A 10344-nucleotide genomic window follows, 5' to 3' on the forward strand; every position below is an offset into this window, starting at 1 on the left:
CCCCCCCCCCCCCCCCCCCCCCGACCCACCCGCAGCAGCAGCGGCGATCAACCGCCAGCCACGAGGGGCGCAGCCGTTCGCCGGATCAATCCTCTTCGGCAAGCATTTCCTGCAGCTTCTGCCGCGCCGGCTTGGCCAGCTTCTTGCTGTTCAATGCGAACCGGATGGTGGCTTCCACCAGGCCAAGGTGCGTGCCGCAATCGAAGCGACGGCCTTCGAACCGATAGGCGTCCACCGGCTCGGACTTCAGCAGTTCGGCAATGGCGTCGGTCAGCTGGATCTCACCGCCAGCACCAGTGCCGGTCGATTCCAGAAGCTCGAAGATCTTCGGGCTCAGCACATAGCGGCCGACCACGGCGAGGTCGCTCGGCGCGTCTTCCGGCTTGGGCTTTTCCACGATCGCCGAGATCCGGCCATGGCTGCCGTCGAACGTCTCAGTGGCGACGATGCCGTAGCTGGCGGTCTGCTCATGCGGCACGTCTTCCACTGCGATGACGCTGGCGCCGGTGGCCGCATTGAGGTCGGCCATCTGCTTCAGGGCGCCGTCGCCACGGTTGTAGATCAGGTCATCCGGCAGCAGCACCGCGAAGGGCTCATCGCCGATGATCTCCTTCGCACACAACACGGCATGGCCAAGACCCAGCGCTTCGGCCTGGGTCACGAATACCGCGCGCACCCCGTTGGGCAGCACGTGGCGGACCAGCTCAAGCTGTTCGGTCTTGCCGGCGCGCTCGAGCTTCTGTTCCAGCTCGTAGGCCTTGTCGAAATAGTCGGCGACGGCGTGCTTGTAGCGGTTGGTGATGAAGATCAGGGTGTCACAGCCGGCTTCGATGGCCTCGTCGACCGCGTACTGGATGAGCGGGCGATCAATGATCGGCAGCATTTCCTTCGGAACCGTCTTGGTTGCCGGCAAAAAGCGCGTCCCTAGCCCTGCCACTGGAAAAACTGCCTTTCTGATTCGCTTGCTCATCGATTACCTGTTGGCCTCACGCGCGGGGAAGGGCACTACGTTAGCGGATGGAATGTAAGCATCCTGTTGAAGCGGATCGAACTCCGGCATCGTCGCGAACAGAATCTGCTGGATGGCGTCGATATCGTAAGTCGCGATGGCATCGCGCAGCTTTGGCACGTTGCCCAGCACCAGATCGCGCGAGAACGTGCGCACACCGGCTTCCAGCACTTTGGGGTGCGAAGTCGGCCGGTAATCCTCATCGGAATAGAACAGCGTCTCATGCAGCTTCTCGCCGGGACGCAATCCGGTATAGATGATCGCGATGTCCTTGTACGGTTGCTTGCCGGCAAGCCGGATCATCTGCTCGGCCAGCACCCGGATCGGCACCGGCTCGCCCATGTCCAGGGTGTAGATGGCGCCGTGCGACGCCGACGCGGCCGCCTGCAGGATCAGCTGGCAGGCCTCGGGAATGGTCATGAAATAGCGGGTGACTTCCGGGTCGGTCACGGTCACCGGACCGCCCTTCATGATCTGGTCGCGGAACACCGGCACCACGCTGCCGGCCGAGGCCAGCACGTTGCCGAAGCGGACGGTCACGAAACGGGTATGCGTGGACTTCTGGTCCAGGCTCTGGCAGATCATCTCCGCGTAGCGCTTGCTGGCGCCCAGCGAGTTGACCGGGTCGACGGCCTTGTCGGTGGAGATGAACACGAAATGTTCGACCCTGGCCTCCATGCAGGCCCGGGCGACGTTCTCGGTGGCCAGGATGTTGTTGCGCACCGCTTCGCGCAGCTGACGTTCCAGCACCGGCACCTGCTTGTAGGCGGCCGCATGGAAAGCCGCTTCGATGCGATGCAGCGACAGCGCGTGGCGGATCACCGCCGGATCGCCACAGTCGCCCAGCACCGCCTCCACTTCGATATCCGGGAAGCTGCGGCGCAGCTCGGCTTCGATGGTCAACAGCAGCAGCTCGCTCATTTCCAGCAGGACGATGCGCCCTGCCCCGTGGCGGGCACACTGCCGGCACAGCTCCGAACCGATCGAGCCGCCCGCGCCGGTGACCAGCACCGTACGGCCACCCAGCCAATTACGGATCAGCGACCAGTCCGGCTGGATCGGCTTGCGGCCGAGCAGGTCTTCGATCGCCACTTCCTTCAACTGCCCCGGTAGCGACTGGCCCTGCAGGATGTCGCTGAGCTTGGGCACGGTACGGAAGGGCACGCCGGTGCTTTCGCACAGGCCGACCACACGCTGCATGCCGACCGCATCCAACGAGGGAATGGCGATGACGATCAGCTTGGCGGCCGTTTCGCGCGCCACGGCGGCGGTGTCGTCCAGCGTGCCAAGGATTGGCAGGCCCTGCAACTTGGCGCCCTGCAGGTGCGGGGCGTCGTCCAGCAGGCCGACCGGGTCGAACTCGCCTGAACGGCGCAGGTCACGCACCAGCGCCTCGGCAGCCTGGCCTGCACCGAGGATCAGTACGCGCCGGCCGCTGGTATCGGACTGCACGGCCTGGTAATCCTTCCAGGCGCGGTACAGCAGACGCGGAGCGCCCAGCAGGGCCGACAGCGCGAACGGGTAGATGACCAGTACCGACATCGGAACGCCGTCGAAGCGCTTCCACATCAGGGTCAGGACGATGGCCACCAGGCCGATGAAACTGGCCTTGAAGATGTTGATCAGGTCGGCCACGCTGGCGAACCGCCACAGACCGCGATACAGCCCGACGCGCCAGAACACCAGCGCCTGGATGCCCAGCACCAGCGAGGTGTCGACATTCCAGAGCGGCAACGCAGGTGCCTCGGGCAGGATGGAATAGCGGCCGGCATGCAGCAGCTGCCAGCAGGCCCACACCATGAACAGGTCATGGACGACGATGGCCGCGCGGGGCACCAACGCCATTATTCGATTCCACCGAGCTGACATGACCAGGTTAAACCCTCAATAGTTGCGCAGGCGAACACGCATGACAGCCCACAGACAGGCCAACAGCGCGCCCCAGGCCAATGCCAGGCCCGCCTGTTGCAGCGGCGCCAGCCGAACCGAGAGCGCCAGTACCGCCGCGCCGACGAGGCCGAGCAGAATATACACGCCAGTCACCTGTGTGTGGCTCCAGCCTGCCTTCACCGCACGCTGGTAGACATGCTGCGTATGGGGTTCCATCCAGCGCTGCCCCGAGAGCATGCGGGATGACAGCGTGAAGCCCGCGTCCACGATGAAGGCTGACAACGGTATCAGCAGCGCCAACCAGTGAATGCTGGTGACCACGCTGGCCAGCCCCGCCAAGGCCGCCATCAGGTACCCCAGCGCGCCGCTGCCGACGTCACCCATGAAAATGCGTGCGCGCGGGAAGTTGAATGGCAGGAAGCCAAGGCAACCCGCCGCGACCACCACCGCGAGCAGCGCGAACGGCATCGGCATCACGGCGGCCAGGCTCAGCGCACCGACAAGCGCATAGCCACCGGCGATGCCGTTGATGCCGTCCATGAAGTTCCACAGGTTCACCAGCGCGGTCGCCACCAGGAACAGCAGCACCGCCTGCAGCGCATTGCCGGTCGCCTGCCAGACCAGTCCCGCCAGCAGGGCCGACGCCAGCATGTGGACCAGCAGCCGGCGCACGGCCGGCAGCGGGCGGTGATCGTCCCACCAGCCTATTCCGGCCACCAGCACCAGGCCAGCGGCGAACATCGCCAAGTGCGCTGCGGCGGCCGGATATAGCAACGCGCCCGCAGCGAGGCCGACCAGCGCGGTCACCACGATGGCGATCCCACCGCCGCGCGGCGTCGCCACGTGGTGGCTGCGGCGCTCGCCCGGGTGGTCCAGCAGCTGGCGCCGCAGCGCGTAGCGACGCGCCAGCCAGGTCAGCACGGCCGACACCAGCGCCAGCGCCAGCAGCGCCAGCCACGGTTGGATGTCCCGCATCGCTTACAGCACCGCGTAGTTCAGCAGCGGCTTGACCGTTCCCCATTCCTTGCAGCTGGGGCATTGCCAGTGATGGGTGCGCGCGCCAAAGCCGCAACGCGTGCAGCGATAGGCCGGGTTGCGCACCAGAAGCTGGTCGGTGATGTGCTTGAGGTCATGCAGAGTCGCAGTGGGATCGGCGCCTTCGGCCAGGGTGAGGTCGATCAGCGCCGACTCGCCACGTACCGACGGGCGGTCCTTCAGCTGCCGGCCCAGATAGGCACGGGCCGGCGAAATGCCCTCTTGTTCTTCCATCAGGCGCGTCAGTGCCAGCACCGGGGCGATGCCGCGGTAATGCTCGGTCATTTCCGACAGGAAGCTGCGGGCGCCACCCATGTCACCGACCTTGCGGTAGTTCTGCATCAGCGGCTGCAGCACTTCGGGCAGGTATTCGGGATCATTGCGTGCGGCACGCTCGAAGGCACGCACGGCGGCTTCGGCATTGCCCGCGTCGGTTTCCAGCCTGCCTTCGATGATGCCGGCACGTACCGACATCGCATCGGCCTGGTAGGCGCGCGCGATGGCCGCCCTCGCCTCTTCGACGTTGCCGGCACCACGATGGCGTTCGGCCAGTTCACATTCAAACTGTCCCACCAGTTTGCCCATCGGCTCGCCGGTCACTTCCTCGAAGCGCAGGGCGTTGTCGATCGCCTTTTCCCAGTCGCGCTCGGCCTGGTAGATGCCGATCAGGTGCTTGAGCGCCTGCGGTGCGCGCTGGTCGATCTGCGCCAGCTCGCTGAACACCGTTTCGGCGCGGTCCAGCAGGCCTGACTTCATGTAGTCCTCGCCGAGCGCCAGCAGCGCCTGTACACGCTGGGCATCACTCAGGTCGGTACGGTTGACCAGCCCCTGGTGCAGGCGGATGGCGCGGTCGACCTCGCCACGACGGCGGAACAGATGGCCCAGAGCGACCTGGGTCTCGAAGGTTTCCTTGTCCAGCTCGGCAATGTGCAGGAACAGCTCGATCGCCTTGTCCGGCTGCTCGTTGAGCAGGTAGTTCAGGCCTCGGAAATAGGTGCTGGACAGACGGCTGACCTGGTTGTCACCGTGTCGCTGCCCGCCGCGACGGCCAATCACCCAGCCGGCGACGGCGGCCAGCGGTACGCAGAGAAAGAACCAGAAATACTGGGAAACGAATTCCATGCGTGATCAGCGTCCGGCAAAAGGAGGATTGGGGGTCGCCACCGGGGTCACCAGGGCGGCCTTGTTGGCGCGGCGCAGCTGGGCATAGAGCGGAACGACCACGCTCACCAGCACCAGACCGGCACCGACCACGACCCCGACCAGCAATGCGGCGATCATCGCCACGCCAACCGAGGTATGCAATTGGGTAAATACAAGATTGATCGACATCTCGGTCATGTTGACCGCGCCGATGATGAGTCCAAGGACCAGAACGGCCAGCAGGACCAGCAAACGGAAAACCTTCATGCGACAGCTCCAGTCATGCCCGGCCTGTAGCTTATCCGACCCGGCGGGGGGATCGCACGCGCAACGTCACTGCCGTCAGGCAGGATCAGCATCCTGCGGAACCACGTCGCTGACGCGTTCGCGCAGCTCCTTGCCCGGCTTGAAATGCGGTACATGCTTGCCCGGCAGGGCGACCGACTCCCCCGTCTTGGGGTTGCGGCCCAGTCGCGGCGGGCGGTAATGCAGGGAAAAACTGCCGAAACCACGGATCTCGATCCGGTCACCGGCCGACAACGAACCACCCATCATTTCCAGCAACGACTTGACCGCCAGATCGACATCATCGGCCTTCAGGTGCGCCTGCCGGCGCGCGAGGATTTCGATCAGTTCGGATTTGGTCATTGCAGGCTCTGCTTGGGGGGCTCCAACCCTGAAACGGCCCGGACAAATGTCCGGGCCGTCCAGGAAACTACGACAGCGTAAGGCCGATTACTCGGACTTGTTGCCGCCCAGCTGTGCACGCAGCAGCGCGCCGAGCTGGGTCATGCCACCCGAAGCGGCGGACTGGTAGTCCTCCAGCACTTCGCGCATTTCGGCATCGTCCTTCGCCTTGATCGACAGCTGCAGGGTGCGGCCCTTGCGGTCCATGCCCACGAACTTGGCTTCGATCTTGTCGCCAACCTTCAGGTGCTGGGTTGCATCGTCGACGCGGTCGACGGAGATATCGCGGGCAGCCACATAGCCCTCGATGCCGTCAGCCAGTTCGATGATGGCGCCCTTGGCGTCAACTTCCTTGACCACACCTTCGATCTTCGAACCCTTCGGGTTCACGGCCATGAACTGGCCGAACGGGTCCTGCTCCAGCTGCTTGACGCCCAGGCTGATGCGCTCGCGTTCCGGATCGACGGCCAGGACGACGGCGTCCAGGTTGTCGCCCTTCTTGAAGTTGCGCACGATGTCTTCGCCAGTGGTTGCCCAGCTGATGTCGGACAGGTGGACCAGGCCGTCGATGCCGCCGTCCAGGCCGATGAAGATGCCGAAGTCGGTGATCGACTTGATCTGGCCCGACACCTTGTCACCCTTCTTGTGGGTGGCAGCGAAGGTTTCCCACGGATTGGCGGCAACCTGCTTCATGCCCAGCGAGATGCGGCGACGCTCTTCGTCACAATCCAGCACCATCACTTCGACTTCGTCACCCACCTGCACAACCTTGGACGGGTTGACGTTCTTGTTGGTCCAATCCATCTCGGACACGTGCACCAGGCCTTCCACGCCCGGCTCGATCTCGACGAACGCGCCGTAATCGGTCACGTTGGAGACCTTGCCGAAGACGCGGCTGTTGGCCGGGTAACGACGCGAGATGTTATCCCACGGATCTTCGCCCAGCTGCTTCAGGCCCAGCGAAACGCGGTTGCGCTCGCGGTCGAACTTCAGCACGCGCACGTCCAGCTCGTCGCCGACGTTCACGACTTCGGACGGATGGCGCACGCGCTTCCATGCCATGTCGGTGATGTGCAGCAGGCCGTCGATACCGCCCAGGTCCACGAACGCGCCGTAGTCGGTCAGGTTCTTGACGACACCCTTCAGGATCGCGCCTTCCTGCAGCTTGTCCATCAGCTGCTCGCGCTCTTCCGAGTGCTCGCTTTCGACGACAGCGCGGCGCGAAACCACGACGTTGTTACGCTTGCGGTCCAGCTTGATGAGCTTGAATTCCAGCTCCTTGCCTTCCAGGTAGGCCGGATCGCGCACGGGGCGCACATCGACCAGGGAACCCGGCAGGAACGCGCGGACATCCTTGATGTCCACGGTGAAACCACCCTTGACCTTGCCGCTGATGCGGCCGGTGATGGTTTCGTTCTTTTCCAACGCTTCTTCCAGCTCGTCCCACACCATCGCGCGCTTGGCTTTCTCGCGCGACAGGACGGTTTCACCGAAGCCGTTCTCGATGGAATCGAGGGCGACCTTGACGATATCGCCTTCGGCGACATCGATCTCGCCAGCGTCGTTACGGAACTGTTCGATCGGCACGATGCCTTCGGACTTCAGCCCGGCGTTGATCACCACGACATCGCCGCGGACTTCCACGACGGTACCGCTGACGATCGAGCCCGGCTTCAGCTTGGCCAGATTGGCCTGGCTGGCTTCAAACAGTTCGGCAAAAGATTCGGTCATTAGATTTACTCTGTTGATCACATGGGTCAGCGGCTTCCATCAAGGAGTCCGTCTGCCCGCCTGTTGGTCGACCCCGGAATAGCAGGCCGTGTGTGAAGTGGTTAAACCGCCACGCATCATTGCGCGGCGGAGCATTTACTACCTTGCAGTACGGATCGCCTTGCGGCGGCGACAACCGCCACGAACGCTGGCGGTACTCCTGTACGAACGGATCAGGCAGCCGAAACCGGAAGCAGATCCATCACTCGTGCAACGACATCATCGATGCCGATACCAGTGGTATCGATGAGGACGGCATCGTCTGCCGGCTTCAGGGGCGCCACAGTGCGCTGTGCATCACGGGCGTCGCGGGCCATGATCTCGCGCAGGAGGTCATCAAAGTTAACAGAAACCCCTTTGTCATTCAACTGCTTATGCCGGCGCTCGGCGCGCTCCTCTGCGCTGGCGGTCAGGAAAACCTTGAATGGGGCATCGGCGAAGATGACCGTGCCCATGTCGCGGCCGTCGGCGACCAGGCCTGGCGCCAACCTGAATGCGCGCTGGCGTTCCTTCAGTGCACTGCGCACCTCCGGAATGGCGGCAATGGCCGAGGCCAGCGCCCCGGTGGTCTCCAGCCGCAGCTCGTCGGTGGCGTCGGTGCCGTTGACCAGCACCCGCATCGCCTCGCCCTGCTCCACGAACTGGACCTTGGTATCAAAGGTGCAGCGCACCAGCGCGGAGGCGTCTGAGGTATCGATGTCGGCCCAGCTTGCCGCCACGCCCACGGCCCGGTACAGCGCACCCGAATCGAGGTAATGCCAGCCCAGCCGGCGGGCTACGATGCGGCTGATGGTACCCTTGCCAGCCCCGGAAGGGCCGTCGATGGTGAGGACGGGAACGAGTGCGGACATGGGGTTTCCAGCGGGTGTGAAGGCCCCATTCTAGCCCCAGCCTGAGTGCCTGCCACGATTGTTCTTTGCAACCACTTGAAACGATGGAGAAAAGCCCGGTAGAATGGCGGGCTTGAACGAGCGTCAACGCAGTATTGTCTCTGGCATATCGCGGCCGCGCTCCATCTGAACACTTACTTTTACACTCAACGTGTACGCCGAGGTATGCCATGAAAGTCCTGTCCTCCCTGAAGTCGGCGAAGGCCCGTCACCGTGACTGCAAGGTCGTGCGTCGTCGTGGCAAGATCTTCGTCATCTGCAAGTCGAACCCGCGTTTCAAGGCGCGCCAGCGCTGAGTCGGTCGGCCTGACGGCCGTCCACGGTTCCTCGCGGGGCCGGTTTGATGCAGAAAGCCGCCTCCGGGCGGCTTTCTGCTTTGTTTGTGCTGTAATCGCCGTTCTTGACCACTGGGGAGTAGCTCGAGATGAAGCGTTACCTGATGTCCGTGGCCGTGCTGGCCATGCTGGCCGCCGCCACCCCGGCGCTGGCCGACACCCTGCTGATCGACCGTGCCGCCGACAAGCCGGCCGGCGCCCTGCCCGTGCGCGGACAGAGCATGCAGCAGGTGCAGAGCCGGTTCGGCTCACCCGCTGAACAGCTCGATGCCCGCGGCGGCCAGAAGCGCCAGTGGCCGACCATCAACCGCTGGGTCTACCCGCAGTTCACCGTCTACTTCGAAAGGCAGAAGGTGATCGACGTGGTGGCCAACAAGGCGGCCCCCAACGAGATCGGTCCCAAGCCACCGATCCGCTGACGAACCCGGCCCGCGCCTGCGCGGGCGCATCCAAGCGAGACCATGAACCAGACCCTTCGTTTTCCTGCCGAATGGGAAGCCCAGAGCGGCATCCTGATTGCCTGGCCGACCGCCGACACCGACTGGGCCGATCGCCTGGGCCAGGTGGAAGAGACCTACATCGCCCTGGTGGCGGCGATCACCCGCTTCCAGCCGGTGCTGATCTGCGTGGCCGACGATGACGTGGAGACCTACGCCGAGATGCGGCTGCGCTCCAACCGCATCGACATGGACCGCGTGCTGTTCGTCACCGCTGCCTACGATGACACCTGGCTGCGCGACTCCGGCCCGATCACCCTGCAGCGCAAGGATGGCGGCTTCCAGCTGCTGGACTTCCGCTTCACCGGCTGGGGCGGCAAGTTCGACGCCACCCTGGACGACCAGTTGGTCGGCGTGCTGGATGCCGCGCGCGTGTTCAACGACGCACCGGTGCGCAGCATTGCTTTCGCGCTGGAGGGCGGTGGCATCGAAACCGATGGCCAGGGCACCCTGCTGACCACCTGGAAGTGCCTGCACGAGCGTCACCCGGACCGTGACCGCGCCAGCCTGTCCGCCGATCTGGCCCAATGGCTGCAGCAGGACCGTGTGCTGTGGCTGGACCACGGCTACCTGGAAGGTGATGACACCGACGCGCACATCGACACGCTGGCGCGCTTTGCCTCGGCCGACAGCATCGTCTACCAGGCCTGCGATGATGCGTCTGATTCACACCATGCAGAGCTGCAGGCGATGGGCGCTGAACTGGCCGCGCTGCGCACCGCCGATGGCCAGCCGTATCGCCTGTTCCCGCTGCCTTGGCCGCAGCCGGTACTGGACGAAGGGCGTCGCCTGGCGGCTTCCTACGCGAACTTCCTGATCATCAATGGCGCGGTGCTGATGCCGGCTTACGGCGACGTGGCCGATGACGCGGCGCGCGACGTGCTGGCGGCGGCGTTCCCGGACCGGGAGATCGTGCAGGTGCCGTGCCGGTCGCTGATCTGGCAGAACGGGAGCCTGCACTGCATCACGATGCAGCTGCCGGCGGGGTTGCTGGCGGCAAACGGCTGAGCCCTTCGTGGCTGGCTGGTGAACCGGCATCTTGGGGTGGGCGGGGGGGGGGGGGGGGGGGGGGGGGGGGGGGGGGGGGG

General features: G+C 64.7%; 11 protein-coding genes. 3 read left to right on the forward strand and 8 right to left on the reverse strand.

All coding sequences use genetic code 11. The annotated features are described in order from the left end of the window. Window positions 1–85 precede the first annotated feature (85 nt). The 8 genes from galU to cmk all read right to left on the reverse strand — a co-directional run bounded on the left by galU (window position 86) and on the right by cmk (window position 8385). A complete protein-coding gene (gene galU / locus H9654_RS02950; protein ID WP_191768928.1) occupies window positions 86–970 on the reverse strand; it encodes a UTP--glucose-1-phosphate uridylyltransferase GalU in 885 nt (294 codons plus the stop codon). Between the two features lie 3 nt (window positions 971–973). Continuing rightward, window positions 974–2878: a polysaccharide biosynthesis protein gene (locus H9654_RS02955; RefSeq protein ID WP_191768930.1), complete on the reverse strand. Its 1905-nt coding sequence runs from the start codon at window positions 2876–2878 to the stop codon at window positions 974–976. A 15-nt stretch (window positions 2879–2893) separates the two neighbouring features. Next, entirely contained in the window at window positions 2894–3874 is a 981-nt protein-coding gene (locus H9654_RS02960; RefSeq protein WP_191768932.1) for an MraY family glycosyltransferase, read from the reverse strand. Between the two features lie 3 nt (window positions 3875–3877). After that, window positions 3878–5056 carry a lipopolysaccharide assembly protein LapB gene (lapB, locus tag H9654_RS02965; RefSeq protein ID WP_042615400.1) on the reverse strand — a complete coding sequence of 393 codons (1179 nt, stop codon included), beginning with the start codon at window positions 5054–5056 and terminating at the stop codon, window positions 3878–3880. Between the two features lie 6 nt (window positions 5057–5062). Then, window positions 5063–5344: a lipopolysaccharide assembly protein LapA domain-containing protein gene (locus tag H9654_RS02970; protein ID WP_042615401.1), complete on the reverse strand. Its 282-nt coding sequence runs from the start codon at window positions 5342–5344 to the stop codon at window positions 5063–5065. 75 nt (window positions 5345–5419) lie between these two features. Next, window positions 5420–5725 carry an integration host factor subunit beta gene (locus H9654_RS02975; RefSeq protein ID WP_042615402.1) on the reverse strand — a complete coding sequence of 102 codons (306 nt, stop codon included), beginning with the start codon at window positions 5723–5725 and terminating at the stop codon, window positions 5420–5422. An 87-nt stretch (window positions 5726–5812) separates the two neighbouring features. Then, window positions 5813–7495 (reverse strand): 30S ribosomal protein S1, encoded by a 1683-nt coding sequence (rpsA, locus tag H9654_RS02980; protein WP_191768934.1) that lies wholly within the window; start codon window positions 7493–7495, stop codon window positions 5813–5815. Window positions 7496–7707: 212 nt separating this feature from the next. Continuing rightward, window positions 7708–8385: a (d)CMP kinase gene (gene cmk, locus H9654_RS02985; RefSeq protein ID WP_191768935.1), complete on the reverse strand. Its 678-nt coding sequence runs from the start codon at window positions 8383–8385 to the stop codon at window positions 7708–7710. 209 nt (window positions 8386–8594) lie between these two features. Here cmk and ykgO point away from each other — a divergent pair, with 209 nt between their 5' ends. The 3 genes from ykgO to H9654_RS03000 all read left to right on the forward strand — a co-directional run bounded on the left by ykgO (window position 8595) and on the right by H9654_RS03000 (window position 10264). After that, window positions 8595–8720 (forward strand): type B 50S ribosomal protein L36, encoded by a 126-nt coding sequence (ykgO, locus tag H9654_RS02990; protein ID WP_005409283.1) that lies wholly within the window; start codon window positions 8595–8597, stop codon window positions 8718–8720. 128 nt (window positions 8721–8848) lie between these two features. Continuing rightward, the gene (locus H9654_RS02995) at window positions 8849–9178 is read left to right on the forward strand and encodes a hypothetical protein (RefSeq protein WP_191768937.1); all 330 of its coding nucleotides are present in this window, start codon (window positions 8849–8851) and stop codon (window positions 9176–9178) included. 42 nt (window positions 9179–9220) lie between these two features. After that, a complete protein-coding gene (locus H9654_RS03000) occupies window positions 9221–10264 on the forward strand; it encodes an agmatine deiminase family protein (protein ID WP_191768939.1) in 1044 nt (347 codons plus the stop codon). Window positions 10265–10344: the final 80 nt, after the last annotated feature.

Origin of the sequence: Stenotrophomonas lacuserhaii (assembly GCF_014836545.1) — a bacterium.
GTDB lineage: Bacteria > Pseudomonadota > Gammaproteobacteria > Xanthomonadales > Xanthomonadaceae > Stenotrophomonas > Stenotrophomonas lacuserhaii.